Annotated in this window: 24 protein-coding genes; 14 read left to right on the top strand and 10 right to left on the bottom strand. The window is 64.5% G+C overall.

The features are described from left to right. Nucleotides 1-137 precede the first annotated feature (137 nt). Entirely contained in the window at nt 138-599 is a 462-nt protein-coding gene (gene nrdR / locus L0D16_RS03785) for a transcriptional regulator NrdR (RefSeq protein WP_243030116.1), read from the bottom strand. Continuing rightward, a complete protein-coding gene (locus L0D16_RS03780; protein ID WP_243030115.1) occupies nt 596-1,303 on the bottom strand; it encodes an SDR family NAD(P)-dependent oxidoreductase in 708 nt (235 codons plus the stop codon). The genes nrdR and L0D16_RS03780 overlap by 4 nt, the downstream gene beginning before the upstream one ends. A 28-nt stretch (nt 1,304-1,331) precedes the next feature. On the opposite strand from L0D16_RS03780, the gene L0D16_RS03775 reads away from it, so the two are divergent. Next, nucleotides 1,332-1,811, top strand: coding sequence for a macro domain-containing protein (locus tag L0D16_RS03775; protein WP_243030114.1), 480 nt, complete (start codon nt 1,332-1,334; stop codon nt 1,809-1,811). Between the two features lie 50 nt (nt 1,812-1,861). Here L0D16_RS03775 and L0D16_RS03770 read toward each other — a convergent pair whose 3' ends face one another. Beyond that, a complete protein-coding gene (locus tag L0D16_RS03770; RefSeq protein ID WP_243030113.1) occupies nt 1,862-2,764 on the bottom strand; it encodes a putative Ig domain-containing protein in 903 nt (300 codons plus the stop codon). 30 nt (nt 2,765-2,794) lie between these two features. Here L0D16_RS03770 and dcd point away from each other — a divergent pair, with 30 nt between their 5' ends. Genes dcd through trmH form a run of 5 tightly spaced genes read left to right on the top strand, consistent with a single transcriptional unit; the run spans nt 2,795 to nt 6,207 of the window. Continuing rightward, complete coding sequence (gene dcd / locus L0D16_RS03765) at nt 2,795-3,340, top strand: dCTP deaminase (RefSeq protein WP_243030112.1); 546 nt, start codon at nt 2,795-2,797, stop codon at nt 3,338-3,340. Between the two features lie 3 nt (nt 3,341-3,343). Next, entirely contained in the window at nt 3,344-3,946 is a 603-nt protein-coding gene (locus L0D16_RS03760; RefSeq protein WP_243030111.1) for a peptidylprolyl isomerase, read from the top strand. Next, nucleotides 3,943-5,028: an ATP phosphoribosyltransferase regulatory subunit gene (locus L0D16_RS03755; RefSeq protein WP_243030110.1), complete on the top strand. Its 1,086-nt coding sequence runs from the start codon at nt 3,943-3,945 to the stop codon at nt 5,026-5,028. Before L0D16_RS03760 ends, L0D16_RS03755 begins: the two co-directional genes overlap by 4 nt. Beyond that, complete coding sequence (gene hisG, locus L0D16_RS03750; protein WP_243030109.1) at nt 5,025-5,648, top strand: ATP phosphoribosyltransferase; 624 nt, start codon at nt 5,025-5,027, stop codon at nt 5,646-5,648. The genes L0D16_RS03755 and hisG overlap by 4 nt, the downstream gene beginning before the upstream one ends. Further along, nucleotides 5,632-6,207: a tRNA (guanosine(18)-2'-O)-methyltransferase TrmH gene (gene trmH / locus L0D16_RS03745; protein ID WP_243030108.1), complete on the top strand. Its 576-nt coding sequence runs from the start codon at nt 5,632-5,634 to the stop codon at nt 6,205-6,207. Before hisG ends, trmH begins: the two co-directional genes overlap by 17 nt. A gap of 153 nt (nt 6,208-6,360) precedes the next feature. On the opposite strand, the gene L0D16_RS03740 is transcribed toward trmH, so the two are convergent. Beyond that, nucleotides 6,361-7,308 carry a branched-chain amino acid transaminase gene (locus tag L0D16_RS03740; protein WP_243030107.1) on the bottom strand — a complete coding sequence of 316 codons (948 nt, stop codon included), beginning with the start codon at nt 7,306-7,308 and terminating at the stop codon, nt 6,361-6,363. Between the two features lie 37 nt (nt 7,309-7,345). Next, complete coding sequence (locus L0D16_RS03735; RefSeq protein ID WP_243030106.1) at nt 7,346-8,242, bottom strand: hydrogen peroxide-inducible genes activator; 897 nt, start codon at nt 8,240-8,242, stop codon at nt 7,346-7,348. Nucleotides 8,243-8,343: 101 nt separating this feature from the next. On the opposite strand from L0D16_RS03735, the gene L0D16_RS03730 reads away from it, so the two are divergent. Beyond that, on the top strand, nt 8,344-9,252 hold the full coding sequence (locus L0D16_RS03730) for a manganese catalase family protein (protein WP_243030105.1): 909 nt from the start codon (nt 8,344-8,346) through the stop codon (nt 9,250-9,252). A gap of 39 nt (nt 9,253-9,291) precedes the next feature. Here L0D16_RS03730 and dprA read toward each other — a convergent pair whose 3' ends face one another. Further along, nucleotides 9,292-10,305 carry a DNA-processing protein DprA gene (gene dprA, locus L0D16_RS03725; RefSeq protein ID WP_243030121.1) on the bottom strand — a complete coding sequence of 338 codons (1,014 nt, stop codon included), beginning with the start codon at nt 10,303-10,305 and terminating at the stop codon, nt 9,292-9,294. Between the two features lie 125 nt (nt 10,306-10,430). On the opposite strand from dprA, the gene era reads away from it, so the two are divergent. The 3 genes from era to L0D16_RS03710 are packed head-to-tail and all read left to right on the top strand — an operon-like array spanning nt 10,431 to nt 13,073. Further along, the gene (gene era / locus L0D16_RS03720; protein WP_243030104.1) at nt 10,431-11,336 is read left to right on the top strand and encodes a GTPase Era; all 906 of its coding nucleotides are present in this window, start codon (nt 10,431-10,433) and stop codon (nt 11,334-11,336) included. A gap of 43 nt (nt 11,337-11,379) precedes the next feature. After that, nucleotides 11,380-12,261, top strand: coding sequence for an acyltransferase (locus tag L0D16_RS03715; protein ID WP_243030103.1), 882 nt, complete (start codon nt 11,380-11,382; stop codon nt 12,259-12,261). Between the two features lie 2 nt (nt 12,262-12,263). Then, nucleotides 12,264-13,073, top strand: a complete 810-nt coding sequence (locus L0D16_RS03710) for a HesA/MoeB/ThiF family protein (protein WP_243030102.1) — start codon at nt 12,264-12,266, stop codon at nt 13,071-13,073. A gap of 146 nt (nt 13,074-13,219) precedes the next feature. On the opposite strand, the gene L0D16_RS03705 is transcribed toward L0D16_RS03710, so the two are convergent. After that, nucleotides 13,220-14,353, bottom strand: coding sequence for a citrate synthase/methylcitrate synthase (locus tag L0D16_RS03705; protein ID WP_243030101.1), 1,134 nt, complete (start codon nt 14,351-14,353; stop codon nt 13,220-13,222). A gap of 77 nt (nt 14,354-14,430) precedes the next feature. Then, the gene (locus tag L0D16_RS03700) at nt 14,431-15,576 is read right to left on the bottom strand and encodes a class I SAM-dependent rRNA methyltransferase (protein ID WP_243030100.1); all 1,146 of its coding nucleotides are present in this window, start codon (nt 15,574-15,576) and stop codon (nt 14,431-14,433) included. 33 nt (nt 15,577-15,609) lie between these two features. Here L0D16_RS03700 and sppA point away from each other — a divergent pair, with 33 nt between their 5' ends. Then, nucleotides 15,610-16,542 carry a signal peptide peptidase SppA gene (gene sppA / locus L0D16_RS03695; protein WP_243030099.1) on the top strand — a complete coding sequence of 311 codons (933 nt, stop codon included), beginning with the start codon at nt 15,610-15,612 and terminating at the stop codon, nt 16,540-16,542. Further along, a complete protein-coding gene (locus L0D16_RS03690) occupies nt 16,536-16,976 on the top strand; it encodes an RDD family protein (RefSeq protein WP_243030098.1) in 441 nt (146 codons plus the stop codon). Before sppA ends, L0D16_RS03690 begins: the two co-directional genes overlap by 7 nt. A 55-nt stretch (nt 16,977-17,031) precedes the next feature. On the opposite strand, the gene L0D16_RS03685 is transcribed toward L0D16_RS03690, so the two are convergent. Beyond that, on the bottom strand, nt 17,032-17,400 hold the full coding sequence (locus tag L0D16_RS03685; protein ID WP_243030097.1) for a metal-sulfur cluster assembly factor: 369 nt from the start codon (nt 17,398-17,400) through the stop codon (nt 17,032-17,034). Nucleotides 17,401-17,616: 216 nt separating this feature from the next. On the opposite strand from L0D16_RS03685, the gene L0D16_RS03680 reads away from it, so the two are divergent. After that, nucleotides 17,617-18,312 carry a TerC family protein gene (locus L0D16_RS03680; protein ID WP_243030096.1) on the top strand — a complete coding sequence of 232 codons (696 nt, stop codon included), beginning with the start codon at nt 17,617-17,619 and terminating at the stop codon, nt 18,310-18,312. Between the two features lies 1 nt (nt 18,313). Then, entirely contained in the window at nt 18,314-18,844 is a 531-nt protein-coding gene (locus L0D16_RS03675) for a DedA family protein (RefSeq protein ID WP_243030095.1), read from the top strand. Between the two features lie 17 nt (nt 18,845-18,861). Here the strand turns inward: L0D16_RS03675 and L0D16_RS03670 are convergent, their stop codons facing one another. After that, nucleotides 18,862-19,164: a P-II family nitrogen regulator gene (locus tag L0D16_RS03670; protein ID WP_243030094.1), complete on the bottom strand. Its 303-nt coding sequence runs from the start codon at nt 19,162-19,164 to the stop codon at nt 18,862-18,864.

Genomic DNA, 19,164 nt, shown 5'->3' with positions numbered 1-19,164 from the left:
GCGTTCACCCTGAGCCAGGATCAAACTCTCCAACAAAAAAACGCCTAAAGGCGTTATTGGCTTGGTGTTGGCCTCTGCTCTCCCCTTTTCAAGATCCCCCTGCTTGGGCTTTCGCCCGCGCAGCAAAAGCTATGCTATCAAGCCCCCTCCTTCTTGTCAACACCCCCCAGGCGGCGGATCTCCTCGATGAAGCGCTCCACCGAGTCAAACTCCCGGTACACGGAGGCGAAGCGGATGTAGGCTACATGGTCCAGGTCGCGCAGAAAGGCCATGGCCTTGAGGCCGATCTCCTCGGAGGACACCTCCGGCCCGGCCACCTGGTCCTCAAAGGTATAGGCAAAGCGGCGGAGGGCCTCCGGATCCACGGGGCGCTTTTCGCAGGCCAGGAGGAGCCCCCTCAGGAGCTTATCCGGGTTAAAAGGCTCCTTGCGCCCATCCCGCTTGATGACCATCAGGGGCTCCAGCTGGGTGCGCTCGTAGGTGGTGAAACGGCGGCCGCAGGCCGGGCATTCCCGCCGGCGGCGGATGGCTGCCCCCTCGTCGGAAGGGCGGGAGTCCACCACGCGGGTATCGGGATGGCCGCAGTAAGGGCACTTCATGGCACTTCCCTAAGAAGCTCGTAGATCTCGGGGGATGGGGGAGGCTCGGGAAGCTCCACCTCCAGCACCACCCCCCGGATTCCCTCAGAGACCATGGACCCCAGGCCCAAGGCCGCCCGGACCAGGGCCTGGTCATACACCTCGGAAACCGGGTCCCGGGAGGGCACCACCCCGTTGACCCGCACCCCGGGGAAGGTCCGGGTAACTCCCTCGATGAGCCCTTCCACCGCCCGGCGCACGGAAAGGGTATGGGGCTCGATGCGCACCGCTGGCGGTAGCACCAGGGTGACAAACCCACCCCCGGCCAGGTGGCGCAAACCCTGCTGGAGCACGTACAGGCTGGACTTCACATCCTGGCTCATGAGGTCGTACCACTCCCCCTCCAGAAGCTCCACGAAGGGGGTCTTGCTCTCGGCGGTGGTCACGTGGACGATGCCATCCAGTAGGCCAAAGAGTTCCTCCACCTTTTCAAAGGTGCTGGTCACGTCCAACACCACGCTCATATCGCCCCGAATGGGGATGGCCGTGGCCCCCAGGGCCTCCACCTCCGAGGCCACGCCGGTGGCCATCTCCACGTCGGGGTCCACGGCGATAACCGTGGCCCCATTGCGCCCGTAGCCGTGGGCAATGGCCCGGCCGAAGCCCCTGCCGGCTCCCGTGACCATGACGATCCGCCCCTCGAGGCCCAAGATATCCCGTGACATCAGGCCCATTGTACGGGAAAATGGGGACATGGCCCGCATCCGCGTCCAAGAAGGGGACATCACCGAGTTCCGGGGGGATGCCCTCGTCAACGCCGCCAACAACCACTTGAAGCTGGGCGCTGGGGTGGCGGGGGCCATCCTAAGGAAAGGGGGCCCCTCCATCCAGGAGGAGTGCGACCGGATCGGGAAGATCCGGGTGGGGGAAGCGGCGGTCACGGGGGCGGGGAACCTGGGGGTGCGCTACGTGATCCATGCCGCCGTCTTGGGCGACGAGCCCGCCAGCTTGGAAACCGTGCGCCAGGCCACCCGTAGCGCCCTGGAAAAGGCGGTGGAGCTGGGGCTAAGGACCGTGGCCTTCCCCCTTTTGGGCACCGGGGTGGGGGGGCTTCCCGTGGAAAGCGTAGCCCGGGTGATGCTGGAGGAGATCAAGAAGGCTCCGGATACCCTCGAGGTCACCCTCTACGGCTTTCGCCGGGAGGATGCCGAGGCCATCCGCAAGGCCCTGTGAGACCACCCCGCCTTGCCTGGCCAAAACCCCCCGTGCACGCCCCCACGGTCTCAGGGGGAGCCTTGCTCCTGGGGTGGAGGGGGGCTTTCTTCCTGTCCGGCCGGAGGGGGGCCCCCAGGGGGCACCGGGGCGCTGGCCTTGGGGAAGTAGCCCTGGCCCAGGGCCTGGAGGTCGGCGCCTTCCACCTTCCCGTCCCCGTTCAGGTCCCCTTTGAGCTCCTTCCCCTCCTTGCCCCAGTTCTGGGCCAGCCCTAGGAGTTCGGCAAAGGGCTTGCCCCGCTTCAAGGCCTCCCCCAGGGGTTTCCCCTCCTTGTCGTAGAAGACCACCCGGGGGGCCAGCCTCGGGGTAAGGGGTTTTTGCGGGGTGAGGAGGAGCCGGAAGACCTCCTGGTCCTTCACCGGCCTCAGAAAGGCCATATCCAGGCGCAAAAGCCCCGTTGCCGGGTCATAGTCCACCAGGTGGACAGGGCTTAAGGTCTTCAAGCTGGCCAGGTCCGGCACCAGGTCCCTCAAGGGCAGCTCCAGCTGGAACCCCAGGGCCTCCCGCACCTCTACCCGTCCCAGGAGCACAAAGGGACCCTCCACCTGGGCGGGCGGGGCCACCAGGGTGAGCCGGGGCGGGGGCGGGTCGGAGACGGTGAGGGTAAGCCGCTGCACCCGGCTATTCTTGGCCCCGTCCTCCACGGTGAGGGTAAGGGAAAACTGGCCCTTCTCCTTGGGGGTTCCCGTGATCCGCCCCCCCTGGAAGGTAAGGCCCAGGGGGAGTTGGCCCTCGAGGCTAAAGGCGTAGGGCCGCACCCCCCCTTCGGCGCTGAAGGTGGCGGTGTAGGCCTCCCCCAGGTAGGCGGGGGGCAGGGTGGTGCTGGTGAGGCGCAAAGGTTCCATCCCCACCCCCGTGGGGTCTTGGGTGCCGCAGGCGGCCAGGAGGAGGAAGAGGGGCCAGAGCTTTCGCATAGGTCCAGTCTAGCGGGTATAGTTGAAGGCATGATTAAGCCGGACTGGTGGATCCGGGAGATGGCCAGAAGGGGCATGATCGAACCCTTTGAGGAAAGGCTGGTGCGGGAAGGAGTTATCAGCTATGGGCTTTCCAGCTTCGGTTACGACCTCCGCGCCGCCCCGGAATGGAAGATCTTCACCAACGTCTTTTCCACGGTGGTGGACCCCAAGGGCTTTGACCCCAAAAGCTTCGTGGAGTATGAGGGGGAAGAGGTCATCATCCCCCCCAACTCCTTCGCCCTCACCCGGAGCGTGGAGTACATCCGCATGCCGGAAAACGTGATCGCCATCGCCCTGGGTAAGAGCACCTACGCCCGCTGCGGCATCGTGGCCAACGTGACCCCCCTGGAACCCGGCTGGGAAGGGCATGTCACCCTGGAGATCTCCAACACCACCCCCCTGCCCGCCAAGGTTTACGCCAACGAGGGCATTGTCCAGATCCTTTTCCTGGAGGGCCCAAAGCCCGAGACCACCTACAAGGACCGCCAGGGCAAGTACCAGGGCCAAAGGGGCATCACCCTGCCCCGGGTGTAGGCTATGGGTGTGCGCGCCCTTTTCCTCTTCCTTCTCCTCTTGAGCGCCTGCAAAGGGGAAAGCATGAAGCCGCTGCCCTACCTTTCGGAAACACCGGTGCGCTCCTTTAAGGCTCCAGAAGCCGTTTTGCAGCCCGGAAAAGACTACTACGCCCGCATCAAGACCACCCAGGGGGACATCCTCCTGGACCTCCTGGAAAAAGAGGCCCCCAACACGGTGAACTCCTTCGTCTTCCTGGCCCTCCACCGCTACTTTGAGGGGGTGGAGTGGCACCGGGTCATCCCCGGCTTCGTGGCCCAGACCGGGGACCCCACGGGCACGGGCCGGGGTGGGCCCGGGTACAGCTTTGGCCTGGAGATCGCCCCGGGTCTGGCCTTTGACCGGGAAGGCATGGTGGGCATGGCCCGCACCCAGGACCCCAACTCCAACGGCAGCCAGTTCTTCATCACCCTGGCCCCCACCCCCCACCTCACCGGGCAGTACACCCTCTTCGCCCAGGTGGTGGAGGGGATAGAGGTGGTAAGGCGCCTGGCCCCCACGGAGGGCCCCGGGGCCCGGAGGGAGCGGGACAAGATCCTCAGCGTGGAGATCCTGGTCAAGGAATGATTCCCGAAGGTACCCGCTTCCTCCTCCCCCCGGAGGCCCGGCTCAAGGCCGAGCTCATGGCCCGGCTCCGGGATCTGTTCCTCCGCCACGGGTATGAGCCCGTGGAGCTTCCGGCCCTGGAGGTCTACGACCCCACCCATCCCCTGGCGGAACGGGCCTTCAAGCTGGTGGACAAAACGGGGGAGGTTCTGGCCCTAAGGAGCGAGTTCACCACCCTCTTGGCCAAGCTCTTAAGGCCCCACCTGGGGGAAGGGGTAACCCGCTTCCAGTACGCGGGGCCCCTCTGGCTTAGGGAAGGGGATGCGGAGCTGGGCCGCTACCGGGAGTACACCCAGGTGGGGCTCGAACTCATCGGGGCCACGGGGCCCTTGGCGGATGCGGAGATCCTCTCCTTAGCCTTCGCCGCCCTCGAGGCCCTGGGCCTGGAAGGGGAGGTGGAGGTGGGCCTTCCCAGCCTGGTGGGGGAGGTGCTTAAGGCCTCGGGCCTACCGGAAGAGGCCCGGAAGGAGGCGCAAAAGGCCATTCACCGCAAGAACCTCCCCGAGCTCACCGAGCTCCTCTCCCGCCACCCCGTATCCCCCGAGGCCAGGCGTACCCTCCTGGCCCTCCCCGACCTCTACGGGGAGGTGGAGGTGCTCTCCGAGGCCAAGCGCCTGCCCCTCCCCGAGCGGGCCAGGAAGGCCCTGGAGGATCTGGAAAGGACCCTGGAGCTTTTGGAAAGGCCCGTGCTCCTGGACCTGGGCATGGCCCGGCGCTACGAGTACTACTCGGGGATCTTCTTCCGGGCCTACACCCCAGGTTTCGGCCTACCCCTTCTGGGAGGCGGCCGGTACGACGGGGCCCTCCTCCCGGTGGCGGCGGGCTTCGCCATAGGGGTAGAGCGGGCCTTGGAGGCCTTGAGGCCCCCCCAGGCGGAGGAATCGCCCGAGGTCTTGGCCCTGGACCTTAAGGCCCTCCGCCTCCAGGCAAAGGAAAAACGGGTGGAGCTTTTCCATGGGGAAGACCCGGTGGCCTACGCCAAGGCCCGGGGCATCCGCTACCTGGCCCAAGGGGAGCGGGTCTTCCAGGTGGAGGAGGCATGAAGCGCTTTGCCCTCACCATCGCCCTGCCCAAGGGGAGGATGTTCCGGGAAGCCTACGAGGCGCTAAGCGAAGCGGGGCTGGAACTCCCCGCCATAGAAAACGAGCGGGCCCTCCTCCACGGCCAGGAAGGGGGAATCGCCCTCCTGGAGCTTCGTAACAAGGATGTGCCCGTCTACGTGGACCTGGGGATCGCCGAGGTGGGGGTGGTGGGCAAGGATATCCTTTTGGACTCGGGCCGGGACCTGTTTGAGCCCGTGGACCTGGGTTTCGGGGCCTGCCGGCTTTCCCTCATCCGGCGCCCCGGGGACACCTCCCCCATCCGCCGCATCGCCACCAAGTACCCCTCCTTCACCAACAGACTCCTGAAGGAGCGGGGCTGGGTAGCGGACGTGGTGGAGCTATCCGGCAACATTGAGCTGGCGGCGGTTACGGGCCTGGCGGATGCGGTGGTGGACGTGGTCCAGACCGGGGCCACCCTCAAGGCGGCGGGCCTCGTGGAGGTGGAGGTTCTGGCCCACTCCACCGCCCGCCTCATCGTGAACCGCCAGGCCCTGAAGCTCAAGCGCTGGCTTTTAAAGCCCCTGATCGCTAAGCTGAGAAACCGTGACCGAGGCCCGTAGACGCCGCATTGAGGAGGTCCTAAGGAGGCGCCAGCCCGACCTTACCGTTTTGCTGGAAAACGTGCACAAGCCCCACAACCTCTCGGCCATACTCCGCAGCTGTGACGCCGTGGGGGTCCTGGAGGCCCATGCCGTGAACCCCACCGGTGGGGTGCCCACCTTCAACGAGACCAGCGGGGGAAGCCACAAGTGGGTCTACCTGAGGGTGCACCCCAGCATCCGGGAGGCCATGGCCTATCTCAAGGAAAGGGGCTTTAGGGTCTACGCCACCGCCTTGCGGGAGGATGCCCAAGACTTCCGGGAGGTGGACTACACCCAGCCCACGGCCATCCTCCTGGGGGCGGAGAAATGGGGGGTATCCGAGGAAGCCTTAGCCCTTTCCCATGGGGCCATAAAGATTCCCATGCTGGGCATGGTGCAAAGCCTCAACGTGAGCGTGGCGGCGGCGGTGATCCTCTTTGAGGCCCAAAGGCAAAGGCTGGAAGCGGGGCTTTACCAAAACCCCCGCCTGGACCCTAACCTCTACCAAAGGGTCCTCCAGGACTGGCTGGGGAAATAGCCTCCAGCGAAGCGGTAGGGCCCCGCCCCTCGTACCTCCTCCGCCCGCTTGGCCCTGGCCTTCCCAAAGGGCAGGCAACCCCGGAAGGAGCCCCCCGGCCCCAGGTCCCGGACCTCCTCGCCCATGGGGGGTTTCCGGCCGGCGCTCACGCGGTCACACGTAGGTGAGCCAGCCCTGGTACTCTGGCCTCAGGCCCCGCACCGCCTCCAGGTAGACCTCCCGTAGCCTTAAGGTGATGGGCCCGGCACTCCCCGAGCCGATGGGCCGCCAATCAATCATGGAAACCGGGGTCACCTCGGCGGCGGTGCCGGTGATGAAGACCTCGTCCGCCATGTAGAGCTGGTCCCGGGTGGCCCGCACCACCTGCACCTCATAGCCCAGGTCCTTGGCGATGCGGATCACCGAGTCCCGGGTGATGCCCTCCAGGTTCACCGAGTGCTCGAGGGCGTAGACCACCCCATCCCGCACGAAAAACACGTTCTCCCCACTGCCCTCGGCCACATAGCCTTCCTCGTCCAGCAACAGGGCCTCGTCCGCCCCCGCGGCCACCGCCTCCATCTTGGCCAAGGCCGAGTTCACGTAGTTCCCCCCCACCTTGGCCTTTCCCGGCATCACGTTGGCGGGGAAGCGGGCCCAGGAGCTGGTGATGAGCTTAGCCCCCTTGCGCACCGCCTCCTCGCCCAGGTAAGCCCCCCACTCCCAGGCGGCCACCATCACCTCCGCGGGGTTGTTGGGCAAGGGGTTCACCCCCAGGGCCTTGGCCCCCATCCAGGCCAGGGGGCGGATGTAGCAGCTCCTATACCCGTTTCGCCGCACCACCTCCTTGATGGCCTCCTCTATCTCCTCGGGGGCAAAGGGAATCTCCATGCGCAACACCTTGGCGGAGTGGAAAAGGCGCCGCACGTGCTCCCGAAGGCGGAAGATGGCCGGACCCCTTGGGGTTTCATAGGCCCGTATGCCCTCAAAAACGCTGGTCCCATAGTGAAGGGCGTGGCTTAGGACGCTGGTCTTGGCCTCCTCCTGGGGCAGAAGGGCCCCATTCATCCAGATGAGCCCCGCTTGGATATGCACATCCCCACCTTTGGCCTCGGGCTTGATCATGGCCAACCTCCGCCCCCATCATAACGCTTTTTTACCCTCAGGCCTTCCACCGTAACTCTTGGAAGATACGCTTGGCCTCCTCCCCCAAAACCCGGGCCACGGGTGCCTTCAGGCTCCCCTCCCGCACCAAGAGGTACACGGTCCGCCCAGCACCGGGAGGGCTTAGGGGCCTTAAGTGAGTATGCTTATCCCTGGGCAGGGTCCACAGGGCCACCTGGGGAAGAAGGGTAAGCCCCCCCACCTCTTCCACCAAGAGGACCAAGGTCTCCAGGTTGCCGCTTTGGAAGGACACCTTGGGCCTTTCCAGGCTTGGGCGGCAAACGGAAAGGACCTGGTCGCGAAAACAGTGCCCCTCCGATAGGACCCAGGTGTCCTCGAGGGGTATTTCCAAGGGGTGAAGCCTCTCCTTAGCGTAAAGGGAGTGACCAGGGGACACATAGGCTAGAAACTCCTCGGAAAAAAGGGGCAGGGTTTGCACACCAGGTACCCGCTCTTCTGTACCCACAAGCCCTGCATCTAAGCGCCCTTCCCGAAGTCCCCTGAGAACATCAGGGGTAAGTTCCTCCCGTATTGAAACCTCGAGGGCCGGATACCTTTCCGCAAGCCGAGGCAACAGCTTGGGAAGCAAATAGGGAGCAAGGGTGGGGATAACACCTAAATGGAAAGGACCCAGAAACACCCCCTTCTCCCCCCGGGTCATGGCTTTGATCCTGGCCACCTCCTCTAAAACCTTTCGGGCCTGGGCCGCCACAGCCTGCCCTATCTCGGTGGGTTCTCCCCGCCTGCGGTCAAAGAGCTTCACCTGTAGCTCCTCCTCCAGCTTTCGGATCTGCACGCTTAAGGCAGGTTGGGAGAGGTAGATCCGCTCCGCTGCCCGGGTGAAGCTCCTCTCCTCCACCAAAGCCACCACGTAGCGCAGTTGGTCTAAGGTCATAGTTTTATGTTATCTCATCGGTCATCATAATCTATTAGACTTATAGGCAAAACTTTCTTAAGGTGAAAAGTGCCTGGCTAGACCAGGCAGGAGGTGTAAGGATGTTTTTGAGGATAGATCGCCTACAGATAGAGTTGCCCATGCCCAAGGAACAGGACCCCAATGCAGCAGCAGCAGTGCAAGCCCTTTTGGGAGGGCGCTTCGGGGAGATGTCCACCCTGATGAACTACATGTACCAGTCCTTCAACTTCCGGGGGAAGAAGTCCCTCAAACCCTATTATGACCTCATCGCCAACATCGCTACCGAGGAGCTGGGCCATATCGAGCTGGTGGCTGCCACCATCAATAGCCTCCTGGCCAAGAACCCTGGTCAGGACCTGGAAGAAGGCACGGACCCGGTACAGGCCCCTCTGGGCTTCGCCAAAGATGCCCGCAACGCCGCCCACTTCATCGCCGGCGGGGCTAACAGCCTGGTGATGGGAGCCATGGGGGAGCATTGGCACGGGGAGTACGTCTTCACCAGTGGCAACCTCATCCTGGACCTCCTGCACAACTTCTTTCTGGAGGTGGCCGCGCGCACTCATAAACTCCGGGTCTACGAGATGACCACCAACCCCGTGGCCCGGGAGATGATCGGTTATCTCCTGGTGCGGGGCGGGGTACACGCCGCCGCCTACGGCAAAGCCTTGGAAAGCCTTACCGGGGTGGAGATGACCAAGATGCTCCCCATCCCCCGGATTGAGAATGACAAGATCCCCGAGGCCAAGAAATACATGAGCCTAGGCTTCCACAAAAACCTTTACCGCTTCAGTCCCTCAGACTATCAGGACCTGGGGCTTATCTGGTCCGGCCCTTCCCCAGAGGACGGTAGCGAGGTAAGGGTAGTAGATGGACCCCCCGAAGGCGGACCGGTCTTTGACGCTGGCCACGACGCCGCCGAGTTCGCCCCCGAGTTCCACCCAGGTGAGCTCTACGAGGTAGCCAAGAAACTTTACGAGAAGGCCAAGTAAGCGGGCACCCCCTAGCCGGGCCCTTGGGCCCGGCTAGGGCTATAAAGACCCATACCTCCCCCCCGGCAAGGCCTGGGCCAGGCCCTTCAGCTCCAGGAGGGTGAGGAGGGAAAGCACCCGCTCTGGGGGCAACCCCAAGGCTTGGGCCAGGTCCTCGGGCAAGGCCTCCCCCTGCCGCAGCAGGGCGTAAAGCCCCTCCTCCTCCTGGGAAAACTCCAGCGCCTTCCTGGGCTTTCCGGAAAACCCCAGGTAGGAGAGGACGTCCTCCGCAGAAAGCACCGGGTAAGCCCCGTCCTGGATAAGGCGGTTGGCTCCCAGGGAGTTTTCGTCCGTGGGCCGGCCCGGCACCGCCAAGACCTCCTTGCCCAGTTCCAGGGCGTAGCGGGCGGTGATGAGGGCCCCGGACTCCAAGGGGGCCTCCACCACGATCACCGCCCGGGCAAGCCCAGCGATGATGCGGTTTCTCCGCGGGAAAAACTCCGGCTTGGGACCGGTGCCCAAGGGAAACTCGGAAACCAGGTCCATCCTGTGGGCCAGCTCCCGGTGCTCGGGGGGATAGAGGCGGTCCAAGGCACTCCCCAAAACCCCCAGGGTCCGCCCTCCTCCCTCCAAGGCCCCAAGGTGAGCCTCCCGGTCAATGCCCCGGGCCAGACCGGAAAGCACCGCAACCCCCGCCTCGGCCAGCTCCCGGGCCAGCCTCCGGGTAAAGAAAAGGGCCCAGGAGGTGGCCTTGCGGGTACCCACGATGGCCACCGCCCGCCCTTCTTCCGGAAGTTCTCCCTTCAGGTAAAGATGGGTGGGAGGCTGGGGAAGCCGCCTGAGCCCCTCGGGAAAAGCTTCCTCCCACAGGCCCAGGATGCGCACCCCCAAGGCCGCTGCCCGCTCCCTTTCCCTCCCGGCTTCCTTTTCCGCCTGGGGAAGCCCTATCGCCGCCTGAGGAAAGCGCTCTTTTAAAGAACGCACCGGGTTTTCCTCAGCCAAAAGCTCCAGAAGCCGCTTGGGCCCGATGCCGGGAAGCAGGGCCAGGGCTAGGGATCCACGGCTTAGGAGTATACTGAAAAACCTGGGCCACGGGCAAAGCCCGTATTCCGCCCTTGGTTGCGGGCCAGGCCCGTGGCTGGAAGGTCCGGCCCCAGGCCTCAAGGCCAATCCCCGGGGGCCGGGATGACCTAAGGACCATGGAAGAGAAAACCTATTCCGGATTCGTGGCCATTGTGGGCAAGCCCAACGTGGGCAAGTCCACCCTCCTCAACAACCTCCTGGGGGTGAAGGTGGCCCCCATCAGCCCCAAGCCCCAGACCACCCGCAAGCGCCTTCGGGGCATCCTCACCGAAGGCAACCGCCAGATCGTCTTCGTGGACACCCCAGGCCTCCACCAGCCCATGGACGCCCTGGGGGAGTTTATGGACCAAGAGGTGTATGAGGCCCTGGCCGACGTGAACGCCGTGGTCTGGGTGGTGGACCTGCGCCACCCCCCTACCCCGGAGGACGAGCTGGTGGCCAAGGCCCTAAGGCCCCTGGTGGGGAAGGTGCCCATCCTCCTGGTGGGCAACAAGCTGGACGCGGCCAAGTACCCTGAGGAAGCCCTAAGGGCCTACCATGCCCTCCTTCCCGAGGCGGAAACCCGGACACTCTCCGCCTTGGACGAGCGCCAGGTGGCCGAGCTTAAGGCGGAACTCCTAGCCCTCCTCCCCGAAGGCCCCTTCTTCTACCCCGAGGACTTCGCCAAAAGCGATCAAGACTTCGGGGAGTGGGTGGCGGAGATCATTCGGGAAGAGGCCATGAAACGCCTTTGGCACGAGGTACCCTACGCGGTGGCCGTGAAGACCGAGGAGGTGGCGGAAAGGGAAAACGGCGTCCTCTACATCAAGGCCATCCTCTACGTGGAACGCCCCTCCCAGAAGGCCATCGTCATCGGGGAAGGGGGCCGGAAGATCAAGGAGATCGGCCAGGGGGCCAGGAAGCAGCTGGAGGTCTTCTTGAACCGGAAGGTGTACCTGGACCTCGAGGTCAAGGTCTACCCCGACTGGCGCAAGGACCCCGAGGCCCTAAGGGAGTTGGGCTATCGCTCCAGCCTCGGGTGAGGCCGGCATTCCCCGTTTGGCCTTTTCCGGTTACCATAACCCTATGCCCTGGCTCCTTCCTCGAGGCATCGCCCCCCTTCAGGAAAAGGCCCTGGAGCGTTTCCTTGGGGGTCTGGTGGAAAGGCTTTCCGACCCCAGCGTGGACCGGAGCGCCCTGGTGCGGGAGGAGCTGGCCCGCCTCCTCTATGGCCGGCCCTATGCGGAGCTCTTGGAGCTAAGCCCCTTGGCCGCCATGGGGCTAGACCCCGAGGGCATCACCTTTGAAGCCGAGTACTACGCCGCCACCGACCAGGAGAAGTTCCAAAAGGTGAAGCCCCTCCTCTGGTTCTGGAAGGTTTTGGACCTCACCCCCATCGGCCAGTCGGTGCACTCGGGGGTGGCCATCCGCCGGGCCTTAGCCCCCTTTATCTTCAAACGGGTGGGCAAAAACCCCAAGTTCTTCCAGAACGTGGAGTTTTCCGTGGGCTACAACCTGGAGCTGGGCGATGACGTGGTGGTCCACCGCTACGTGCTCTTGGACGACATCGGGGGGATAAAAATCGGGGACCGCACCTCCCTTTCCGACTACGTGAACGTCTACAGCCACACCCACCACGTCCTGGCCTCCCCCGACGTGACCCTTAAGGAAACCATCATCGGCAGCGGGGTACGCATCACCTACCACGCCACCATCCTGGCCGGGGTGCGCATTGGGGACGATGCCATGGTGGGCACGGGGGCCATTGTCACCAAGGATGTCCCCCCCCACGCCATCGCCCTGGGCATACCCGCCAGACCCGTGCGCTACAAGGTGCGCCACGACTGCCCTTACTGCCGCAAAGGGGAACCTCACCCCTCGGACCTCATTCCCAAGGCTCCCGACCGCAAGGGCAACCCCGACTACCCCGATTTCCTGCCCCCCGGCTTCGGCACCCGGGAGGCCTAGGCATGTGGACCAAAGAGGAGCTGGATCGGTACCACCGGCAGATGATCCTGCCCCAGGTGGGGCCCGAGGGGCAGGAAAGGCTGAAGGGCTCCTCCGTGGTGGTGGTGGGGGCCGGAGGGCTTGGGGTTCCCGTCCTGCAGTATCTGGTGGCAGCCGGGGTAGGCCGGATCGGCATCGTGGAGATGGACCGGGTGGAGGTTTCCAACCTCCACCGCCAGGTGCTCTACACCACGGAGGACGTGGGCAAGCCCAAGGCCCTGGCCGCCAAGGAGCGCCTGGTTGCCCTCAACCCCTGGGTGCAGATAGACCCCTACCCCGTGCGCCTCACCTCGGAAAACGCCTTGGAGATCCTGAGCCCCTATGACCTGGTGGTGGACGCCTCCGACAACTTCCCCACCCGCTACCTGGTCAACGACGCTTGCGTGTTTCTGGGAAAACCCTTGGTCTACGGGGCCATCTACCAGTTTGACGGCCAGATGGCGGTCTTCCACCACCCCACCCCCGAAGGGGAGATGGGACCCTGCTACCGTTGCCTCTTCCCCAAGCCCCCTCCCCCGGGAAGCGTTCCCTCCTGTGCCGAGGCGGGGGTTTTTGGGGTTTTGCCGGCGGTGGTGGGAAGCCTCATGGCCGCGGAGGCCCTCAAGGTGCTCCTGGGTATCGGAAAACCCCTAGCCGGGTCTTTGGTCCTCTACGACGCCCTGGAAGGCCAGTTCCGTAGGCTATCCCTACGCCGCAACCCCGCCTGCCCGGTGTGTGGGGACCATCCCACCCAGCGGGAACTGATGGATTATGAGGCCTTTTGCGGCCTATAGACCGGCCTTTAGGAAGCGCTTGGCTTCCCCACCCCATTGCCCTCCGGGGGCGCTGGAGGGCGTGGCCTGTGCAGGGATTAACCAGGGTCCCCACCTTGGCTTCCGCCAAGGTGGGGTGGGATTGGGCCCCCGCCTCCCCAACGCCCTTAAGCCCGGGCCTCCAAGGGCACGTAGGGCACGCCCAGCTCACCGATGTACTTGGCATCCGGCCTGAGAAGGCGGTTATCCAGAGCCTTGTACTCCAAGATGTGCCCCACCCAGCCGGAGATGCGGGCCACGGCGAAGATGGGGGTAAAGAACTCCAGGCCAAAGCCCAGGTCCGAGTAGACCACCCCGGAATAGAAGTCCACGTTGGGGTAGATGCCCCTGGGGTTCAGAACCTTCCCCGCCTCCTCCTCCACGATCTTCAGGATCTGGTACTCGGTGGAATGCCCGTGGGTTTCCGCCACGATGCGGGCCAGGCGCTCCAGGACCCCGGCCCTGGGGTCAAAGGCCTTATAGACCCGGTGGCCCATGCCCATGATGCGCTCCTTTTTGGCCAGCTTCTCCCGCACCCAGTCCCGGGCCCTTTCCGGGGTGCCGATCTCCTGGATCATCTTCATCACCGCCTCGTTGGCCCCGCCGTGCCTGGGGCCCTTGAGGGAGGCCACGGCGGCGGTGATGGCCGAGTAGAGGTCGGTTTCCGTGGAAAAGGCGGCGATGGCGGTAAAGGTGCTGGCGTTAAAGCCGTGCTCCGCGTGCAGGATGAGGGCAGCGTCCATGAGGCGCTCCTGCTCCTTGGAGGGCTCCACCCCGTTGGCCATATACAAAAAGTTGGCGGCGTGGGAAAGGTCCTCCCGGGGAGGGAGGGGCTCCTTGCCCTCCCTTAAGCGCTTGTTGGCGGCCACGATGGTGGCGAACTTGGCGATGAGGTCTAGCCCCTTACCGTAGAGGGCCTCTTGGGAGATCTCCCCCTCGGTGGGATCCAGCATCCCCAGCTCGGAAACCGCCGTGCGCAGGAAGCTCATGGGATGGGCCCCTAGGGGATACCGGCGGAAGGACTCCAGAAGGTGATCCGGCAAGGCCCGCCTTCGGGCTAGCTCTCGCTTGAAGGCCTCCAGCTCTTCCCCTTTGGGAAGTCTCCCGTGTAGCAGAAGAAAGGTGGTCTCCTCAAAGGTGCTCTTCTCCGCCAGCTCCTGGATGGGGATGCCGTAGTAGTAGAGGCGGCCCGCCTCCCCGTCAATGAAGCACATCCGGCTTTCCGTGAAGAGCACGCCCTCCAAACCCCTTGCCACTTCCATATCCGGCCTCCTTTTCTGCACCCCAAAGGTGCTTCCCTGCTCATCATACCAGGGCCCAACCGGCCTTCTGCTAGACCCTATAGGGCATCCTCCTGCAGGATGAGGGTCTTCAGGTAGAGGCTTTCCGGCACGTGCAGGCTCCAGGGATGGTCCTGGGGCTGGTAGGTGAGGCCGTGCACCCTAAGGCGCATCCCCCGGTCGGCGGCCGCCCGCCGGGCCACCTCCAGAAGGTCGTCCGCCTTTAGGTAGTAGCTACACGTGGAAAGCCAGAGGTACCCCTCGGGGGCCAAGAGGCGCAAGGCCTCCCGCAGGAGGTCCACCAGGTGCCGCTTCATGGGGGAAACCTCATCCGGACGCTTCACCAGGGTGGGCGGGTCCAAGAGGATGTGGTGGAAAGGCCCTTGAAGACCCCTCAGCACCTCCAGGGCCTCCCCGTGGCGGATGTCCACCCTAAGGCTCAGCCGCATGGCCGCCCGGTCCAGGACGGAGAGGGCCTCGAGGTCCTTGTCCACTGCCAGGGCGTAGGCCCCTTTCCGGGCAGCCCTGAGGGCAAAGCCCCCCACGTAGCTATAGACGTCCAACACCCTCTCCCCTGGGCGCACCAGGCCTTCAAAAAGGCGGCGGTTTTCCCGCTGGTCCAGGTAAAACCCCGTCTTCTGGGCCAGGACCAGGGGAATGGGAAAGAGGAGGCCATCCTCCTCCACCTCCAAAACCCCAGGCACCTCCCCATAGACCACCCCTACCCTCTCGGGAAGGCCTTCCTGCCTCCTGGCCTCCACATCGCTTCGCTCATAAACCCCCTTGGGGGACACAACCTCCAGAAGGGCCGGAAACCACACCCCCCTTAAGGCCTCCATCCCCCGGGTACGGACCTGGAGGACCAACACCTCCCCAAAACGGTCCACCACCAGCCCAGGAAGCCCGTCCGCCTCCCCGTGCACCAGGCGGTAGCTTGGGCCCATCCCTTCCCGCCTCCTGAGGGCCCGCTGAAAGCGGGCTAGAAAAAAGGCCCGGTCCAGCGGCCCAGGGTCAAAGCGGTAAGCCCGGAAAGGGATGCGGGAACCGGGGTCCAGGTAGCCCACCGCCACAAAGCTCCCATCGGTAGCCACCGCCTCCGCCACCCCTGCTTGGGAAGGCATCTCCTCCAGCTCATCCCGATAGAGGTTGGGGTAGAAGTTGCGGACCTTCCTCTCCTTTCCCGGCTTGACCACCACCCTAAGCACAGGCCCAGCATACCCTTGTGCTACCTTGGAACCATGAACCGAAAGCGTTGGCTAGCCCTTCTCCTTTTCCTGACGGTGGCCCTTCTGGTGGTGGGCCTGGGGCGCCTAACCCAATCCCGGGAAAACGGCCATCCCTGGCGGGAAACCCCCCTATATGGCCGCGGCGAAAAAGTGGTCCTCCTGGAAGTGGTGGGGAGCATCCCCGCGGGGAAAGACCTCGAGGACCTCCTCTCCAAGATCCGCCAGGCCCGGGAGGACCAAAGCATCCGGGCCGCCGTCCTCTTCGTGAATAGCCCTGGGGGTAGCGTAACGGAAACCGAGGCCATCCACCGGGCCCTAAAGGGCCTGGCCCAGGCAAAGCCCCTGGTGGCCGCCTTCGGCACGGTGGCCGCCAGCGGGGGCTACTATGTGGCCACCGCCGCCCAGGAAATCCTTACCCCGGCCACGGCCATCACCGGCTCCATCGGGGTCATCGCCACCCTCCCCCAGGTCCAGGGTCTGTTGGCCAAACTGGGCGTCCAAGTGGAGGTTCTCAAGGAAGGAAGGTTCAAGGACATGGGTTCTGGCCTAAGGCCCCTCACCCCCGAGGAGCAAGCCATCCTCCAGGGCTATATGCGGGAGGCGTACCGGCTTTTCCTGGCCAGGGTTAGCGAAGGAAGGCGCCTTTCCCCGGAGAGGGTGCGGCTCCTGGCCGATGGCCGCATCTACACGGGAGCCCAGGCCATCGCCCTGGGACTTGCGGACCGGGAAGGCTACCTGGAGGACGCCGCCAGGCGCGCTGCAGAGCTGGCCGGCCTGGCGGAGTTTCGCCTGGTGCGTTATACAAAACCCAAGGGACTTCTGGACGAGCTCCTGGGCGAGAGCCTTCCCCTGGGCCTTTCCTCGGAAACCGAGCAGCTGGTTTCCTGGCTCAGCCAGAAAGGGTTCCGCCTCGAGTACCGCTACCTGGGGGGTGGCCTATGGTGATCGCAAGCCCCTGGCGCCGGCTCCTAGCCTCCCTCATAGACGGGCTTATCCTGGTGCCCCTGAGTTTTCTTTTAATGTCCCTTGCCGGTATCAACCCCTTGACGGCAAGCACCACCTTCCTCCAGGATTTCCTCTTCAACTGGCTACCCAGCTGGGCCTACTACGTGATCTTCACCGCTTTGTATGGGGCCACCCCAGGAAAAATGGCCTTGGGCCTCAGGGTGGTCCGCACGGACGGCCAACCCGTGGACTGGCTCACCGCCTTCATGCGGGAGGTGATCGGCAAGACCCTCTCCACCCTCCCCCTTCTCCTGGGCTACCTCTGGGCCTTCTTCCATCCCCGGCGCCAGGCCTGGCACGACCTCATCGCCGATACCGTGGTGGTGCGCCTAGGCCAGGCCCGGGGCAAGACGGAAGAGGGCAGCCTTGGGTGAAGCCGCCAGGATGGGGGAAGCCCCTTCCGGCGAGGCAGGGAAAGGGGTAGGCCGCCTACACGTTGAAGCCAAACATCCGCATCATGCGCTTGCCCTCCTCGGTCATGCGGGCAGGGGTCCAGGGAGGGGTCCAGACGAACTCCACGTTCACCCCCTGTACCCCGGGCAGGCGCATCACCGCCATCTCCGCATCGGCCTTCACCATGTCCTGGGCCGGACAGCCGATGGCGGTGAGGGTCATGGTGAGGTCCACCACCCCGTTTTCGTGGATTTCCACGTCGTAGACCAGACCCAGGTCCACGATGTTCACGGGAATCTCGGGGTCATAGACCACCTTCAGGGCCTCGAGGACCTGCTCCTTGGTGGGCAAACCCTCCCCAGCTGGCCCTTCCCCTTGGGGCAAGGCTTCCTGGCGCTCGTCCATACCCCCAAGGATACCCCGCCTTCCCACCCTTTGCCTAGCCAAGCTCACCTTCCCCCCTGGATAAAAGAGGGCAAATGTGCCACAATATCCCCGGTTGGGGAGTAGCCCCAATACCAGCCTTCCGTCAGGACGGGTCCACACCCCGGGAGGCTGGGGGCAGAAAGCCCGGGCGAGACCACCGCCATGGCGGTGGTCTTCCTTTTTTGGGAGGTTGACATGGAAGGTAGCGTTCTCTCGGTGATCCTCATCCTGGTGGCCCTGGAGGTAATCCTCTCCGCCGATAACGCCCTGATCCTGGGGGTCATCGTCCAAAAGCTACCCGTTCACCTGAGGCGAAAAGCCCTTTTCTACGGCATCCTGGGGGCCTACGTGCTTCGGGGCCTGGCCCTTTTCTTCGCCGCCTTGGTCATCAAGCTTTGGTGGGTCCAGGTCCTGGGGGCGGCCTATCTCCTCTACATCGCCCTCCGGCACTTCCTGAAACCTGAGGACGCCCACGCCCCACCTCCCCTAGCGGTGAGCGCCACCCAGTTCTGGAAGACGGTAGCCCAGGTGGAGGTCATGGACCTGGCCTTTGCCGTGGACTCGGTGCTGGTGGCCGTGGCCCTTTCCGACAAGCTTTGGGTCATCTACACCGGGGTCTTCCTGGGCATCCTGGCCCTGAGGGTGCTGGCTAGCCTGGTGGTCTCCCTTCTGGACCGCTACCCCCGGTTCAAGCACCTGGCCTATGGGGTGGTGGGGCTTGCCGGGGTTAAGCTCCTCGTGGGCGGCTGGGACAAGCTGATGAAGGAGGTCCTCCACCGCCCCGAGCTGGTGGTGGGCCTGGACAAGGAGACCTTTAGCCTCTTCATCCTGGGGGTGCTCCTTTTGGGAAGCCTCTGGGCCCTGCGTAAGCCGGCGGTCCAACCCTCCTGAGATGAGCCTCTGGGCGTATCTATTGCCAGCCCTCCTCCTGCTCTTGGAAGTGGGCTTTCCCTTAGGCGTCTTCGTGCCCGGAGGGGATACCCTGCTCCTGGCCTTGGGAGCCCTGGCGGGAAAGGAAAAGCTAAGCCTCTTTCCCCTGCTTCCCCTTCTCTTTTTGGAAAGCTTCCTGGGCCATGGCCTGGGGTACGGGTTGGGGCGGATCCTGGGTCCCAAACTGCTGAAGCGGTTTCCGGAGAGGCTTAGGCAACGAGCCAACCGGTTCCTCAACCGCTTCGGCCCCCCGGCCTTGCTCCTAGCCCCCTTTGTACCGGGCCTTCGCACCGCCGTGCCCATCCTGCTGGGGGCCATGGGCTTTCCCTGGCTACCCTACCTGGCCCTCGCCGCCCTGGGAAGCCTTCTTTGGACCCAAGGCCTGGTGCTCCTAGCCTACTTGGTGGGGGAAAGGCTCCCCGCTTGGCTGCTGTGGCCCGTCCTCCTCCTGCTGCTTGCCCTTGCCCTTTTGCGGCGAAAGCCTGGGGACTAAAGCGCCTTGAATCCCGCCTACACGTATTTCTCCCCCCGCACTACCCAAACGTTCTCCACATAGGCGATCACGGCATAGTGGGGGAAGTAGGCCTCCTGCAGCCGGGCTAGGATGCGGAGGGCCACCTCCTCAGGGACGATGGTCTCCAAGCGGATGTTCTGCCCCTCCCAGTCCAGGCTGCGCATGCCCCTAGAACCCTCCCCCCTGGCGGGCACGATGGTGTACCCTTTGGCCCCCAGGCGCTTGATCTCCTCCACCAGCTTCTTCTCCAGGATGCTTTCCGCCACGATGGTCACCAGCTTCAAAGGCACCAGGTCCAT

It is taken from the genome of Thermus altitudinis (assembly GCF_022760835.1).
In the GTDB taxonomy this organism is placed as follows: Bacteria; Deinococcota; Deinococci; order Deinococcales; family Thermaceae; genus Thermus; species Thermus altitudinis.
This window is presented reverse-complemented; position numbering and strand designations above follow the sequence as displayed.